Raw genomic sequence first — 15541 nt, forward strand, 5'->3', positions numbered from 1 at the left:
AAGACAGGCGTGCCGGCTTACACCACGGCACCCATGCGGAACACCGGCAGGTACAGCGCCACCACCAGGCCGCCGATCACCACGCCCAGCACCGCCATGATAACGGGTTCCATCAGGCTGGTGAGGGCGGCGACGGCGTCATCCACCTCGCGTTCGTTGAGGTCGGCGATCCTGGCCAGCATGGCGTCGAGTGCGCCGGCCTCTTCGCCCACGGCCGTCATCTGCACCGCCAGGTCGGGGAAGACCCCCGTGGCCTGCATGGCTGCGTGCAGCGAGGCGCCATTGCGCACCGCGTCGCGCACGGCCAGCGAGGCTTCCGCATAGACCACGTTGCCGGCCGCGCCGGAGACCGTTTCCAGCGCTTCCACCAGGGCGATGCCGGCACCGAAGAGCGTGCCGAAGGTGCGGCTCCAGCGCGCCAGCGCCGCTTGCCGCAACAGCCTGCCGAACAGCGGCAGCGACAGGCTCAAACGCTGCGCTGCCAGTCGCAGCCGGAGATGGCGCCGCCAGGCCAGGGTCGCCAGCACGCCCGCCACCAGCGTGCCCAGCAGCAGCCATGGCCCATGCTGGCCCAGCAGACGGGCCGTGGCCATGACGATGCGCGTGGGCAGCGGCAATTCGGCCCCGAACTGCTGGAACATCTGCTCGAAAGCCGGCACCACCCACAGCATGATGACCACCGTCACGATGATCGCCACCAGCACCACGGCGCAGGGATAGGCCAAAGCCGTGCGGACCTTGCCCCTGAGCGCCAGGGATTTCTCGCGATAGAGGGCGATGCGTTCCAGCATGCTCTCGAGCATCCCCGCTTCTTCGGCGGCGCGCACCAGGTTGCAGAAGAGCGCGTCGAACTGCCTGGGATGGCGCGCCAGCGCCGCATGCAGGCTCTCGCCGCGCGCCACGGCCTGGCGTACGTCGGCCAGCAGCGCGGCCAGGGCGCTCTGGCCGGCGCCGCGAATGGCGATGTCCAGCGACTGCAGCAGCGGCAATCCTGCCCGCAGCATGGTGGCCAATTGACGGGTGAAGAGGGCGATCTGTTTGGCGCTGATGCGGCCACGCGTTCTTGCTGTGGTCGGGTTTGATGGAGCTGTCTGGCCGTTGTCGAAGGCGGGTGCACCCGCCTCACGCCGCAGCCGCGCCACGCGCATCCCCTGCTGGCGCAGCCGGGCGCGGGCTTGCGCCTCATCGCTGGCCTGCACCACACCCCGCTGCGGGCGATTGTGGCGGTCCAGCCCTTCCCAGCTGAATTGGGGCGCCGATGTCATGCGATCAGGTGCAGGCAAGGATCTCTCCCATGCTGGTGTCGCCGCGCAAGACCTTCAGCAACCCCGCCCGTCGGAGGTCGATGATGCCCTCCGCTTGCGCCTGCCGGCTGAGTTCCAGCGTCCCCGCCTGGCTCAGGATGAGCGACTGCATGGCCGCGCTCACCGGCATGACCTGGTAAATGCCGGTGCGTCCGCGAAAGCCGGTCTGGTTGCAGGCCGGGCAGCCGTGCGGCACGAAGGTGGCCGGCGTGCCACCGGCCGGTCGGCGGCAGCGGCACAGCTTGCGCACCAGCCGCTGGGCCACGATCAGGTTGACCGATGCCGCGATGTTGTAGGCCGGCACGCCCATGTTGAGCAGCCGCGTGAGCGTGGCCGGGGCGTCGTTGGTATGCAGGGTGGAGAGCACCAGGTGTCCGGTCTGCGAGGCCTTGACGGCAATGTCGGCGGTCTCCAGGTCGCGGATCTCGCCCACCATCAGCACATCCGGATCCTGGCGCAGGAAGGCGCGCAGCGCCAGGGCGAAGTCCAGTCCGGCGCGCTCGTTGATGCTGACCTGGTTGATGCCGGGCAGGTTGATCTCCACCGGATCCTCGGCGGTGGCGATGTTGACGCCCGGCTGGTTCAGGCGCTGCAGGCAGGCATACAGCGAGACGGTCTTGCCGGAACCGGTCGGCCCGGTCATCAGGACCAGGCCGTGCGGCTTGCTGATGGCCTGCAGCAGGGCTTCCTGCTGGGCCGGTTCATAGCCGAGGTCGCTGATCGACAGGGCGGCCTGGGCGGTATCGAGGATGCGCAGCACGATCTTTTCGCCGAACTGCGTGGGCAGCGTCGAGACGCGGAAATCGACGCTGCGTTCGCCCAGCGCCAGGCGCATCTTGCCGTCCTGGGGCAGGCGCTTCTCGGCGATATCCAGCCGCGCCAGGATCTTCAGGCGCGTGGCCAGCTTGTCACGCAAGCTCAGCGGCGGCTGCGCCAGCTCGTGCAGCACGCCATCCAGGCGCAGGCGCACGCGGAAGAGATGTTCGAAGGGTTCAAAATGCAGGTCGGACGCGCCCATGTCGACCGCATCGGCCAGCAGCTTGTGCAGCAGGCGCACCACGGGAACATCATCATCGGCCACGGCCGTGTCGGGAGTGTGCAGCATGGGAGACCTCGCGCGCAGGGGCGCTGCCGCAGGGCAGCGCACAGGGAGGGCAAGTCTCCCACGCGCGGCGGCCGCCCGAAAAGCGGGCCGCCCGTTTGCGCGGGACAAAATCGGTGGAGTTCGATGCCGGCCCGCAAGGCGCGGCGCCGGCTCAGTCCTGTGCCTTCACTTTCGACGGCAAGGCAATGAGCTTGACCATGCGGATGGCCTGGTTCTGTACCTGCACGATCTCGATCACGCAGCCGTCGATCTTGACGGACACGGCGGCTTCGGGAATGTCCTGCAGGGTCTCCAGCAGCAGGCCGTTGATGGTCTTGGGGCCATCCAGCGGCAGCTTCAGGCCCAGGCGCTTGTTGATGTCGCGCAGGGTGGTGCTGCCTTCGAGCAGGCAGCTGCCGTCCTTGTCCCAGCCGAAGCCTTCGCCGGAGGAGCCGGGCGAGGAGGTCGTGAATTCGCCGATCATCTCTTCGATGATGTCTTCCAGCGTCACCAGCCCCTGCACCTCGCCGTATTCATCGACCACGATGCCCAGGCGTTCGTGGTTCTCCTGGAAGTACTGCAGCTGGGTGAAGACATCCGTTTCCACCGGCACGTAATACGGGGCCGAGAGCAGGGCGCGGATGTCGTCGTGGGTGATGTCGTCTTCCTGGCGGAACAGCGAGACCGTCTTGCGCACATGCAGGATGCCGACGATGTGGTTGATTTCGCCCTCGAATACCGGCAGCTTGTTGTGATAGCAGGTAGCCAGCTGGTGCAGGATCTCTTCCACCGGCGCGGCCAGGTTCAGGGCCTCGACCTGGGCGCGCGGCGTCATGACGTCTTCCACCGAAATCTTTTCCAGGTCGAACAGGTTCAGCAGGATGCTCTTGTGTTTCTGCGGAATGAAACTGCCGCCTTCGAGCACGATGGAACGCAGCTCTTCGGGGGAAATGCGCTGCTCGGCCGCGCGCGATCCGGTCTTGATGCGCAAAACCTTGAGGATGGCCGAGACGAAGATGTTGACGAACCACACCAGCGGCTTGGCGATGCGCATCAGCGGTTTCAAGATGAAGCTGGTAAAGAGCGCAATGCGTTCGGGATGGGTGGCGCCGATCACCTTGGGCACGATCTCTGCAAAGATGATCAGGAGCGCTGCCACGAAAGCGGTGGCGGCCGTGATCACGCGCTGGTGGTTGCCGAAGGCGGCAATGGCCAGGGCGGTCACCAGGGCCGTGGCCAGCGCATTGATGACGGTGTTGGCGATGAGGATCAGCGAGAGCAGCCGCTCAGTGCGGTCCAGCAGCCACAGGATGGTGATGGCGGCCCGGTTGCCCTGTTTGGCCAGGTGCCGCAGGCGATGGCGGTTGGCGGCCATCAGCGCCGTCTCGGTCATGGAAAAGAAGGCCGAGAGCAGGATGAGAATGAAGAGTGCAAGAGCTTGCACCCATATGGGTACGGTATCCAAACGTTGCCGTCAGTGGGTTGCCCTCACGCATGGGAGGGAGTCGGCGGGCCTGTTCGCTTGTCGTCATGACAGGCAAGCCAGGGCGGCCAGCGAGCGCCAAAGTCTAGACGATGGGGGCTTATCCCGCAAGCCGGGCGGCGCTGCGGTGTGGCGGCCGCGCCCGGACTTGCCCTTCAGTAACCCTTGGTGCGGTCGTAGAGATGCGGCGGCGGCAGCCCGCCCAGCATGGCGGCAATGGCCACTGCCGCCTGCCTGGCGCGCTCGCGGCGCGAGGGCGTGGCCGCTGCATGGGGGGTGACCAGCACGCGCGGATGCCGCCACACTGCCGCCTCGGCGGGCAGCGGTTCTTCATCGAACACATCCAGTACGGCGCCGGACAAGTAGCCGCTGTCGAGCGCGGCCAGCAGGTCGGGCAGGCAGACGTGGCTGCCGCGTCCGACGTTGATGACCGCGGCACCGCGCGGCAACTGGCGCAGCAGCGCGGCATCGATAAGGTGGCGGGTATCGGTGGTCTCCGGCAACAGGCAGATCAGGATATCCGTGCGGGCCAGGAAATCAGGCAGGGCGTCGGCCCCGGCAAAGCAGGCCAGGCCCTTTTCGCTGCGCGGCGAGCGCGCCCAGCCGGCCGTCTCGAAGCCGACCGCCGCATGCATGCGCGCCGCCGCCAAGCCCAGCGCGCCCAGGCCGAGCACGCCCACGCGGGTTTCGCGCGCGGTGCGGGGCGTGGCGAATTCGCGCCATTCGGCGCGCGCCTGCTGGGCGATGATGCGCGGCATGTCCTTCAACAGCATCAGGCTGCTCATGAGCGTGAATTCGGCCATGCGCTGCTGGGTCTCGGGGGTGACCATGCGCACGATGGGCAACTCCGGCAGGTGCGGATCAGCAAGGATGTGATCCACGCCGGCTGCCGCACTGATGATCGCCTTCAGGTTGGGAAACTGCGCCAGCCGTCCTGGTTCGGGCTGCCACACCAGCACGAACTGCACGCGCGCCGGATCGACTTCCGGATCATCCCAGGCGCGCACGTCAAGGCCCAGTTCAGGCGCGAATTCATGGAAGCTGGCGCGCCACTCGGCCAGCGCGGCAGCGCCGCCGGACTTGATCAGCAGCACGGGGGCAAGGGCAGGGGCGGGTGCGGTCATGCTTGTGGCTCCACGGGATTGGCCTGGTGCATGGGGCGACGCAAGGCCGGGTCGAAGGGATTGATCCGGCGCGACAGGGTGGTGGCTTCCCGCTGCAGCATCTGCACCACGGTGGGCAAGCGTTCCTCGGTCAGGCGCGAGGTCAGCGTGCCTACGCTCAAGGCACCGACGATGTTGCCGCCCGTATCGAAGAGCGGCACGGCCAGCCCGGCCATGCCATCGAGCAGGCCGGCCTGGCGCGCGGCATAGCCGGTCTCGCGGACACGCTCGATTTCCGTGCGCAGGTAGACCTCGTCATAGACCCCGAACTCGCGCAGGCGCGGCACGTTGTAGCGGATCACTTCCTCGCGTTCTTCTTCCGGCAGGAAGGCGAGGATGGCCAGCGCGCCCTGGCCCACGCCCAAGGCGACGCGCCCGCCGATGTCGCCGGTGAAGGCGCGGATCGGGAAGGGGCCATCGACACGATCCACGCACACCGCATCGAAGCGCGAGCGCAGCAGCAGGAAGACCGTGTCGCCCAGGCTGCCGCACAGCCGCAGCAGCGCCGGGCGGCACAGGCTGCGCACATCCGACGCATTGCCGGCGCGTGCGGCCAGGGCGAACAGGTCCATGCCCAGTCGATAGAGCTTGCTGCGCTCATCCTGTTCCACCACGCCTTCGCCAGCCAGCGATTGCAGCAGGCGGTGTGTGGTGCCCTGGGTCAGGCCGATGGCCTTGGCCACTTGTGTCACGCGCATGCCTTGCGGTGGTGCATCGGCCAGGGCGCGCAACACCGCGAAGGTGCGCTGGATGCCGTTGACCGGCAGGGAGGCGGGGGCGCTGGCGGCCGTGGCCTCGTCGTTGTGCTCGCTCATGAGGGGGGCTTTGTCTGCTGGGTGGAATCGGCGGCGGTTCGCTTGCCGATGCATTTCATTGAATGGAATAAATATAAAAAATTTCCCGACTGTCGAAATACGATAGCAGAATTGGCACCGAAATTGCATCAATAACGAAACAGGAGACGCGCCGCTCACATCGCTGAAGCGATGGGGTTGCGTAATTGAAAGTATGCATCGGAGCGCCCGCCGGCCGACAAGCCCGCCAGCCGTGCAGCGCCCGAACCTTGCGACAGGGAGCTTGCAATGTCATTTCTCACGCTGACCAATGTCAGTAAGTTCTATGGCGATACCCAGGCGGTATCGGGATTCAACCTCACGGTGGAGAAGGGCGAGTTCATCTCCCTGCTCGGTCCTTCGGGCTGCGGCAAGACCACCACCCTGCAGATGATCGCGGGATTCGAGGCCGTCAGCGGCGGCCGCATCGAACTCGATGGCCGCGACATCACGCACGCCAAGCCCAACACGCGCGGCCTGGGCATCGTGTTCCAGACCTATGCGCTGTTCCCGCACATGACGGTGGAGCAGAACGTGGCCTTCGGCCTGGAGATGCGCAAGTGCGGTGCCGCCGAAAAGCGCGACCGCGTGGCGCAGGCCCTCTCGCTCGTGCATCTGGAAAAACACGGCGCCCGTTACCCGCGCGAACTCTCCGGCGGCCAGCGCCAGCGCGTGGCCCTGGCGCGTGCGCTGGTGATTGCCCCGCCCGTGCTGCTGCTCGATGAGCCGCTCTCCAACCTCGACGCCAAGCTGCGTGAAGAGATGCAATTCGAGCTGCGCGACATCCAGCGCAAGGTCGGTACCACCACCATCATGGTCACGCACGACCAGAGCGAAGCCATGTCCATCAGCGACCGCGTGGTGGTGATGGAGGCCGGCCACATCACCCAGGTCGGCCGTCCCCTGAACGTCTATGAACATCCGGCCAACCGCTTCATCTCCACCTTCGTGGGCAAGGCCAACCTGCTCGAAGGCCAGGTGGTCGGTGCCGCAGGTGAACGTGCCGACATCGCCGTGGGCGGCATGATGCTGTCGCTGGAAAGCACCGATACCGGCCTGCGCGGCGGTGGTCGCGTGGTGCTGGGCCTGCGTCCGGAAAAGATCCGCTGTACTGCCCCCGGCCAGGGCCGCTGCAATGGCGAAGTGGTGCGCCGCTTCTTCCTCGGCAGCCAATGGATGTATGAAGTGGAGACACCGCTGGGCCTGCTCTCGGTGCTCTCGGCCAACGATGGCGCCGAAGCGCTGGAGCAGGGGGCTGCCGTCGGCCTGGTCTGGAGCGACTACAGCCTGCGCCTGGTTTCCACCGCCCGCAGCGATGAAGGGGTGGCGGCATGAGCGCGGCCGGCACGACTTCCGTGGCACCGCCCGTGGTGAGTGCCGCCGATGGCGCCAAGGCGCCCGGCCAGCGCAGCCTGCCCTGGCTGATGTCGGCCCCGGCCATCCTGCTGTGCACGGTGATGCTGCTGGTGCCGCTGGTGCTGACCTTCGTGCTGTCCTTCAACGCCTATGATGCCGAGACCGGCCCCAAGGCCGGTACCTTCACGCTGGAGCATTACGCGGCCGTGCTGACCGATCCGTATTACTACGGCATCTTCTGGCGCACGCTGTGGATCTCGGGCCTGGTCACGCTCATCTGCATCGTCGTCGGCGCGCCTGAGGCCTACATCCTCAATCGCATGCGCAAGCCCTGGCGCTCCATCATGCTGCTGGTGGTGCTGGCCCCGCTGATGATCTCGGTGGTAGTGCGCGCCTTCGGCTGGAGCATGCTGCTCGGTCCCGAGGGTCTCATCAACGGCACGCTGGTGGCGCTGGGTTTTGCCAAGGTCAAGCTGCTCTATACCGAGACGGCCATCGTCATTGCGCTGGTGCATGTGATGCTGCCCTTCATGGTAATTCCGGTCTGGACCTCGCTGCAGAAGCTCGATGGTGGCGTGGCCAATGCGGCGCTGTCGCTGGGCGCCTCGCCCATTACCGTACTGCGCCGTATCGTGCTGCCGCAGATCATGCCCGGCATTCTCTCGGGCAGCCTGATCGTCTTTGGCCTGTCGGCCAGCTCCTTCGCCATTCCGGGACTCCTGGGCGGACGCCGCCTGAAGATGATGGCCACCATCATCTATGACGAATACCTGCACGAACTGAACTGGCCGCTGGGCGCTGCCATCGCGCTGCTGCTGCTGGTGGCCAACCTGGTCATCATGCTGGGCTGGAACCGCATGATCGAACGCCGCTACAAGAAAGCGCTGGGCTGAACCATGAACAAGAACGGACCGATTGCATTGTGCTTCAATGCGCTGGTGATCCTCTTCACGCTGGCCCCGATCCTGGTGGTGTGCGTGATCGCCTTCACCCCCGAAAACACCCTGACCATGAACGGGCCGGAATTCTCGCTGCGCTGGTTCAAGGCGGTGTTTGAATTCCCCGATTTCGTGAGCTCCTTCTGGAACAGCCTCTGGCTGGCCCTGGCCGCGGCCACCATCTCCACGGCGCTGGCCATTCCGGCGGCCATGGCGCTGGTGCGTTATCCGCATCGCTGGTCCGGCGCCTTGCAGGGCCTGTTCCTGTCGCCGCTGATCATTCCGCACCTGGTGCTGGGCGTGGCGCTGCTGCGCCTGTTCTCGGTGGTCGGCGGCGCCGGCAGTTTCGGCTGGCTGGTGCTGGCGCATTCGCTGGTGGTGACGCCTTATACGATGCGCCTGATCATGGCCGCGCTCATCGGCTTCGACCGCAGCGCCGAGCAGGCCGCCCTGTCGCTGGGCGCCACACGCACCAAGGTATTCCTGCGCATCACGCTGCCGATGATCCTGCCGGGCATCACCGGTGGCTGGCTGCTGGCTTTCATCAACAGCTTCGATGAAGTCACCATGTCCATCTTCGTGACCTCGCCCTCGACGGTGACGCTGCCGGTGCGCATGTACATGTATGCCACCGAATCCATCGATCCCATGATGGCGGCCGTCTCGGCGCTGATGGTGGGCATCACGGCGGTGGCCATGATCATCCTGGACCGGGTCTATGGCCTGGACCGCGTACTGGTGGGGCGTTCATGAATCACACCCCAGCTCCTGCACAGGCCCAGCTGGTGCGGCTGGCCGAAGGCGATCGCGCTGCGGTCAGCTTCATCCTGGACGGCCGTCCGGCCACGGCGCTGGAAGGCGATACGGTACTGACCGCCGTGCTGACCAACACCGCCAGCCTGCGCCGCAATGAATTCAGCGGCCAGCCGCGTGCCGGTTTCTGCATGATGGGTGCCTGCCAGGATTGCTGGATCGCCACCGAAAGCGGCGAGCGCCTGCGTGCCTGCTCCACCTTCATCCGTGCCGGCATGCAATTGCGCAGCGGCCAGGAGGAACCCGCATGACGCGCGCAGCTCCCGTCATCGTCGGTGCCGGCCCGGCCGGTGTGCGTGCGGCGCAGACGCTGCTGGCCCACGGCGTGCGGCCCATCGTCATCGATGAAGCGGCGCAGGCTGGCGGCCAGATCTATCGCCAGCCGCCGCGCGGATTCCTGCGCAGCCGCAAGACGCTCTATGGTTTCGAAGCCAGCCGTGCGCAATCGGTGCACAGCACCTTCCATGCGCTGCGCGAGGCCATCGACTATCGCCCCAACACCCTGGTCTGGAATGCCCAGCCGGGTTTGCTCGACCTGATGGATGGCAGCGCGCAATCCGCGTCCACGCTGGCCTGGGAAGACATCATCGTGGCCACCGGTGCGACTGATCGCGTACTGCCTTTCCCCGGCTGGACCACGCCGGGCGTCTACACGCTGGGCGGCTCGCAGGTCGCGCTCAAGTTCCAGGGCTGCGCCATCGGACGCTCGGTGGTGTTGGCCGGCAATGGTCCGCTGCTCTATCTGGTGGCCTATCAATATGCCAAGGCCGGTGCGCGGGTGGCGGCGGTGCTCGACAGCAGCAGCCTGGCCGACCGCATCGCGGCATTGCCCGCCATGCTGGGGCAGCCGGCCCTGCTGGCCAAGGGCATTTACTACCTCGCCTGGCTCAAGCTGCACGGCGTGCCGGTGTATTCGCACGCGCGGGTGCTGCGTGTGGAAGGCGATGCGCGCGTGCAGGCGCTGGTCTGGCGCCGCGAGAACCTGGCAGGCGCGGGTGGCAAGCCCGGTCCCGAGCAGCGCATTGCATGCGATGCCGTCGGCTTCGGTTATGCACTGCGTTCTGAAACGCAACTGGCTGATCTGCTGGGTTGCCGCTTCCAGTTCGACGGCCTGCAGCGCGCGCACCTGCCGGTGCGCGACAAGAGCACCCGCAGCAGCGTGCCGGGCGTCTATCTCGCCGGCGACGGTGCCGGCATCATGGGGGCCGATGCCGCCGAGCTGGCCGGTGAACGCGCCGCGCTGGCCTTGCTGCAGGATCGCGGCATCGCCGTCGATGCGGCCCGCGTGGCGCAGATCGAAGCCGAGCTGGCGCGCATCGGCGCTTTCCGGCTCGGACTGGAGCGCGCTTTCCCGTTCCCTGAACGCTGGGCGGCGACCGCACCGGACGAGCTGGTGATCTGCCGCTGCGAGAATATCCGCGCCGGTGAATTGCGCGCCGCCGTGCGCGAGAAAGGCGCGGCCGAAATGAACCGTCTCAAGGCGCTCACGCGCGTTGGCATGGGCCGTTGCCAGGGCCGCATGTGTGGCGCAGCGGCCGCTGAGATCCTGGCACATGCCGCCGGGCTGCCGGTGCAGGAAGTCGGACGCCTGCGCGGCCAGGCTCCGATCAAGCCGATTCCATTGGGCATGCATGTGCCCCAGCCCGAGCCGGTGTCGGCGCGCGTGATCGCGCTGCATGCGCAGGAGGATGCCTCATGAAGAGCCTCAACACCGAAGTCCTCATCATCGGTGGCGGCATCGTCGGTACCTCGGCTGCCCTGGTGCTGGCCAAGGCCGGACGCCGCGTGACCCTGCTGGAACGCGACCTGTGCGGTGCGCGTTCCAGCGGCATCAACTATGGCGGCGTGCGTCGCCAGGGGCGGCCCGAAGTGCAGCTGCCGCTGTCGCAGCGGGCCCATGAGATCTGGGGCGATCTGCAGTCACTGATCGGCACCACCGGCGAATACGAACGCAGCGGCCACTTCAAGCTGGCCCGCAGCGAGGCCGACATGCAGTCGCTCATCGCCTATGCCGAACTGAGCCGTCCCTATGGCCTGGGGATCGAACTCATCAGCGGCGAACGCCTGCGCCAGCAATGTCCCTGGCTGGGGGGCGCGGCGGTCGGCGGCTCGCTGTGTCCGGAAGATGGCCAGGCCAATCCGCGCCTGGTCTCGCCGGCCTTTGCGCGCGCAGCCGCAGCGGCGGGCGCTACCCTCATCGAACGCTGCGAAGTCCTCCAGGTAGGCCACGATGGCCGCGACTTCGTGGCCGAAGCGCGGCAGGGTAGCGACACCTTGCAGGTGCGCGCGGAAGTGCTCATCAATTGCGCCGGTGCCTGGGCCAATCGGGTGGCGCAATCCTTTGGCGAGACCGTGCCCCTGACCAGCGGCCATCCCAGCATGGTGGTCACCGAACCGATTGCCCACTTCCTGCCCTGGAGCCTGGGCGTGGAGGGCGGCTCCATCTATTGCCGCCAGGTGGCGCGCGGCAACGTGGTGCTGGGCGGCGGTCGCGGCTATGAGCAGGATGAACTGCGCGCCCGCGCCTCGCACGATTCCATCCTCGGGCTGCTGCCGCAGGCGGCGGCCTTGCTGCCGGCGCTGCGCCACGTCCACATCATCCGCAGCTGGAGCGGTGTGGAAGGCTACCTGCCGGACCAGCATCCGGTGATCGGCCCCAGCACCACGCAGATGGGCCTGCTGCATGGATTCGGGTTCTGCGGAGCCGGATTCCAGATCGGACCGGCGGCCGGTGAGGCGCTGGCCGAGCTGGTGCTGCACGGCCGCAGCACCATTGCGCTGGATGCTTTCTCGATTGGCCGCTTCCTGCCGCCACGTTCTGATGCTGTCGACCTGTTGTCCTCCCACCCTGAAAGGAAGATCTCATGATGTCGCTTTCCCGCACCGCTGCCCTCGGACTGTTGCTGGCCGCTACCGCCACCCAGGTGCAGGCGCAGACCCGCACGCTGTACGTCGGCATGAATGGCGGCAACATGGAGAAGACCTTCTCCCAGGCGGTGTTCGGCCCCTTCGAGCAGAAGTACAACGTCAAGATCGCCGTGGTGCCCGGCGGCTCGGCCGACATCCTGGCCAAGGCCCAGGCCGCCAAGGACAAGCCGCAGATGCACCTGATGTTCCTGGATGATGGCGTGATGTATCGCGCCGTCGGCATGGGCCTGTGCGAGAAGCAGAAGCCCAATCCCAACCTGGCCAACCTGCTGCCGGTGGCGCACATCAAGGATGACCTGGCCACGGGCGTGACCATCAGCGTCACCGGGCTGGCTTACAACACCAAGGTCTATGCCGAGAAGGGCTGGGCGCCGCCGACCTCCTGGCTCGACCTGGCGGACCCCAAGCTCAAGGGGCGCGTGGTGTTCCAGTCGCTGCCTTCATCCACCTTCGGCCTGCACGCCTTCCTCGCTTTCAACCAGATCAAGGGCGGCACCGACGCCAATGTCGATCCCGGCTTCAAGGCCTGGCCCTCGACCATCGGGCCCAATGTGCTGGAGTACATCTCCAACTCGGCCAAGATTTCCGAGATGGCACAGACTGGCGAGGCCGCCCTGTTCCCGTATACGCCTACGCAATCCACGCTCTTGAAGAGCAAGGGCGTGCCCGTGGAATACGTGCAGCCCAAGGAAGGCGCCATCGTGCTGATGGTGGCGCAGTGCGTGATCGCCAACAACACCGAGCCGCAACTGGCCCAGGAACTGGCGGCCTATCTGCTCTCGCCGCAGGCGCAAGCCCTGGCGCTGGAGAACGGCAACTACAACCCCACCAATACCAAGGTCCAGGTCAGCGGCACGGCCGCGGCCGAGCAGGCGCGCATGAATGGCTTCGTCAAGGCCGCGCGGGCGGTGGACTGGGATGAGATCAACAAGAATCGCGCCGTGTGGAATACCCGCTGGAGCCGCACCATCGAGCGCTGAGCAATGCCGCTGCACGGCTTGCAGCACTGGATGCGTCAATGATTTATCCGGCTTTGCAGAACCTCTGGTAGTTTTTTGCGCCACCTTTGCGGTGGCGTTTTTTTTGCGCTGAAGGCGTGCGGTGCCGTTTTTTGTTTATCTGTGGCATCGATGAATCGATATCGATTGTGCAATGGGGCAGATAAGCCACAGCAGGCTGCGCTCTGGCCCGCATTGGCGGGAGGGGCAAAAATCGCGTATAATGTATGGATCGCTCAAGAACCGAGCGGAAATCCTGATCCCCACGCGCCTTGTCGTACCAGCACCCTGCAATCCGCGTGATTCGCATCTTCATCCGCTTCCCCGAGTAAAGACACTGCGCTGCCGGTCTCGCCGCCAGCGGGTTCAACTGTCCTCCGACCTTAACGCTCCCGGCCTCCCTTGGCGTGGCCAGTCGTCAAAGCCAGAGATTGCAAATCCCCGAGCCCTTCCTCCGTCGAGGTCGCGCGCTCACGCACAAGAAAGAGAAAATGGCAAAAGAAGAACTGATCGAAATGCAAGGACAAGTCTCCGAAGTCCTCCCCGACTCCCGTTTCCGGGTGGCGCTGGACAACGGCCATTCGCTGATCGCCTATACGGCCGGTCGCATGAAGAAGAATTTCATCAAGATCCTGGCGGGCGACAAGGTCACGCTGGAACTGTCTCCCTACGACCTGAACAAGGGTCGCATCATCTTCCGTCACCTGGAACAGCGCGGCCCCAGCGGCCCCCGTCCGGGTTTCCGCCGCCGCTGAGAACGCGCGGCGCGCCCTCCCACGCCTGCGGGCGTGGTGCGCCGCCTGCCATCTCGCGGCCGCCCGCCTGCGGCGACGGCCTGTGCTCACATGATCGGTTTTGCGAAAGAAAAACAATATGCAAGCTCCGGTCACTCATCGGGAGCAGTACAAGGGCTTTCACATTTCGCTGCGCTGTCATGGCGCGAGTGGTCTGTGGGAGGTTGCCGAAGTTCATATCGCCGACAGCAGCGGGCTGGAGCCGCCCTTGTTTCCGCGCCGACGTCTGCCTGGCCGGTTTGATAGCGCGGCGCTGGCCGTCGAGCGCGGCATGGGCTGGGCGCGGGCGGTGATCGACAATCTTGATCCGACGCTGGATGGGGATTGGGGCAGCTAAGTCGCGCCGCCGCATGGAGAAGGCCCCGGTTTGGCGGGAAATGGAACTTGAATGAAGCTTGCGGAAGAGGCCCGCCAGGAAACTGGCTGAGCGGGCAGGTCCGGAGATCGATGTGAATGAAAAGGCGGAATGCGCGACATCGCGGATTCCGCCTTTTTGTTGGGTGGTGGCCGGAAATGCAATCCGGAAATAAAAAAGCCCAGCATCGCTGCTGGGCTTTTTTGTCCTTGATCTACAAGGTAATTCTGGTCGGGGTGAGAGGATTCGAACCTCCGGCCTCTACGTCCCGAACGTAGCGCTCTACCAGGCTAAGCTACACCCCGTCGAGTGAGATCTAAGTCAGTGATTTCGATCTACTGCGAAAGCCGATAATTCTAACAGGGATTTTTTGAATTGGCTATCGGGAAGTGAAATAATTGCATCCGCAGCGCGCCGGGCGGCGATTTCCGCCTGTTCGCGGGTATAAGCCAGGGCGCCCGAATGGGTGATGGCCGACAGCACTTCGTCGAAATGCTGTTCGTCACCGTTCTCGATGCAGGTGCGCACCAGTTCGCGCTGTTGCGGAGTGCCATGCTGCATCAGCCAGATCAGCGGCAGCGTGGGCTTGCCTTCGCGCAGGTCGTCGCCGACGTTCTTGCCGATCTCGGCGCTGTTGCCGGAATAATCCAGCACGTCGTCGATCAGCTGGAAGGCGGTACCGATGGAGCGGCCATATTCACCGGCGGCTTCGATGCCGGCTTCGTCAGCGCCCGCAATCAGGGCGCCGATCTGGCTGGCGGCCTCGAACAGCTTGGCCGTCTTGGAGCGGATCACCTGCAGGTAGCCGGCTTCGTCCACATCCGGATTGTGCATGTTGAGCAGCTGCAACACCTCGCCTTCGGCGATGACGTTGGTGGCGTCGGCCACGATTTCCATCACCCGCGGGTTGCCCACCGCCACCATCATCTGGAAGGCCCGCGAATACAGGAAGTCGCCCACCAGCACCGAGGCGGCATTGCCGAACATGGCATTGGCGGTCTGCTTGCCACGGCGCAACGAGGACTCGTCGACCACGTCGTCATGCAGCAGGGTGGCGGTATGAATGAATTCGATCACGGCCGCCAGCGAGTGGTGATGCTCGCCCTTGTAGCCGAAGGCATTGGCGATGAGCACCACCAACACCGGGCGCAGGCGCTTGCCGCCCGCACTGATGATGTATTCGGCGACCTGGTTGACCAGCGGCACCTCCGAGTACAGCTGCCGGCGGATGACTGCGTTGACCGCCTCCATGTCGGCGACGATCGGATGCATGATAGTTTGTTGCGAAGCGTTTTGTACGGCGGCAGACAAGGCGGAACCTGTGGGAAATGGTTATTACCGGGATTATACGATGACAAGCAGGCAGCACGCCAAAGAGCATGCGGGCAGGAACTGCAGGTTTTTCATTGCCGCCGTGTTGCCGGGTGTTGTCAGGCGAGCAAGTTCGCTTGCATTGTCCTGCCGGAAACTGTGTTGTACAGAGGTCGGCCAA

The 15541-nt window shown here is 65.5% G+C and carries 15 protein-coding genes and 1 tRNA gene; 9 read left to right on the plus strand and 7 right to left on the minus strand.

Translation table 11 applies throughout. The features are described from left to right. Window positions 1–17: 17 nt before the first annotated feature. The 5 genes from FYB76_RS06410 to FYB76_RS06430 form a co-directional block, all read right to left on the minus strand. The gene (locus tag FYB76_RS06410; protein ID WP_370516313.1) at window positions 18–1265 is read right to left on the minus strand and encodes a type II secretion system F family protein; all 1248 of its coding nucleotides are present in this window, start codon (window positions 1263–1265) and stop codon (window positions 18–20) included. A 4-nt stretch (window positions 1266–1269) separates the two neighbouring features. Then, entirely contained in the window at window positions 1270–2409 is a 1140-nt protein-coding gene (locus tag FYB76_RS06415) for a GspE/PulE family protein (RefSeq protein ID WP_154133059.1), read from the minus strand. A 151-nt stretch (window positions 2410–2560) separates the two neighbouring features. Continuing rightward, window positions 2561–3853, minus strand: coding sequence for an HlyC/CorC family transporter (locus tag FYB76_RS06420; RefSeq protein ID WP_154133060.1), 1293 nt, complete (start codon window positions 3851–3853; stop codon window positions 2561–2563). Window positions 3854–4026: 173 nt separating this feature from the next. After that, a complete protein-coding gene (locus FYB76_RS06425) occupies window positions 4027–4995 on the minus strand; it encodes a glyoxylate/hydroxypyruvate reductase A (protein ID WP_154133061.1) in 969 nt (322 codons plus the stop codon). Next, complete coding sequence (locus FYB76_RS06430; RefSeq protein WP_154133062.1) at window positions 4992–5849, minus strand: IclR family transcriptional regulator; 858 nt, start codon at window positions 5847–5849, stop codon at window positions 4992–4994. The genes FYB76_RS06425 and FYB76_RS06430 overlap by 4 nt, the downstream gene beginning before the upstream one ends. Before the next feature lie 267 nt (window positions 5850–6116). On the opposite strand from FYB76_RS06430, the gene FYB76_RS06435 reads away from it, so the two are divergent. From FYB76_RS06435 to FYB76_RS06475, 9 genes are all read left to right on the plus strand, one after another. Then, window positions 6117–7202 carry an ABC transporter ATP-binding protein gene (locus FYB76_RS06435; RefSeq protein ID WP_154133063.1) on the plus strand — a complete coding sequence of 362 codons (1086 nt, stop codon included), beginning with the start codon at window positions 6117–6119 and terminating at the stop codon, window positions 7200–7202. Next, the gene (locus FYB76_RS06440; protein WP_370516314.1) at window positions 7199–8116 is read left to right on the plus strand and encodes an ABC transporter permease; all 918 of its coding nucleotides are present in this window, start codon (window positions 7199–7201) and stop codon (window positions 8114–8116) included. The genes FYB76_RS06435 and FYB76_RS06440 overlap by 4 nt, the downstream gene beginning before the upstream one ends. Before the next feature lie 3 nt (window positions 8117–8119). Then, entirely contained in the window at window positions 8120–8914 is a 795-nt protein-coding gene (locus tag FYB76_RS06445; protein ID WP_154133064.1) for an ABC transporter permease, read from the plus strand. Further along, the gene (locus FYB76_RS06450) at window positions 8911–9225 is read left to right on the plus strand and encodes a (2Fe-2S)-binding protein (protein ID WP_154133065.1); all 315 of its coding nucleotides are present in this window, start codon (window positions 8911–8913) and stop codon (window positions 9223–9225) included. Before FYB76_RS06445 ends, FYB76_RS06450 begins: the two co-directional genes overlap by 4 nt. Beyond that, window positions 9222–10673 (plus strand): NAD(P)/FAD-dependent oxidoreductase, encoded by a 1452-nt coding sequence (locus tag FYB76_RS06455; protein ID WP_154133066.1) that lies wholly within the window; start codon window positions 9222–9224, stop codon window positions 10671–10673. Before FYB76_RS06450 ends, FYB76_RS06455 begins: the two co-directional genes overlap by 4 nt. Further along, complete coding sequence (locus FYB76_RS06460) at window positions 10670–11842, plus strand: FAD-binding oxidoreductase (protein ID WP_088755884.1); 1173 nt, start codon at window positions 10670–10672, stop codon at window positions 11840–11842. Before FYB76_RS06455 ends, FYB76_RS06460 begins: the two co-directional genes overlap by 4 nt. Further along, window positions 11839–12882, plus strand: a complete 1044-nt coding sequence (locus FYB76_RS06465) for an ABC transporter substrate-binding protein (protein ID WP_154133067.1) — start codon at window positions 11839–11841, stop codon at window positions 12880–12882. The genes FYB76_RS06460 and FYB76_RS06465 overlap by 4 nt, the downstream gene beginning before the upstream one ends. Before the next feature lie 509 nt (window positions 12883–13391). Beyond that, window positions 13392–13655, plus strand: a complete 264-nt coding sequence (infA, locus tag FYB76_RS06470) for a translation initiation factor IF-1 (RefSeq protein WP_006713209.1) — start codon at window positions 13392–13394, stop codon at window positions 13653–13655. Window positions 13656–13773: 118 nt separating this feature from the next. After that, on the plus strand, window positions 13774–14031 hold the full coding sequence (locus FYB76_RS06475) for a hypothetical protein (protein WP_088755886.1): 258 nt from the start codon (window positions 13774–13776) through the stop codon (window positions 14029–14031). A 246-nt stretch (window positions 14032–14277) separates the two neighbouring features. Here the strand turns inward: FYB76_RS06475 and FYB76_RS06480 are convergent. Both FYB76_RS06480 and ispB read right to left on the minus strand, forming a co-directional pair. After that, a tRNA-Pro gene (locus FYB76_RS06480) sits at window positions 14278–14354 on the minus strand. Between the two features lie 16 nt (window positions 14355–14370). After that, entirely contained in the window at window positions 14371–15321 is a 951-nt protein-coding gene (gene ispB / locus FYB76_RS06485) for an octaprenyl diphosphate synthase (protein ID WP_186450175.1), read from the minus strand. Window positions 15322–15541 lie beyond the last annotated feature (220 nt).

The organism is Herbaspirillum sp. CAH-3 (assembly GCF_009668275.1).
Lineage (GTDB): Bacteria > Pseudomonadota > Gammaproteobacteria > Burkholderiales > Burkholderiaceae_D > Herbaspirillum > Herbaspirillum aquaticum.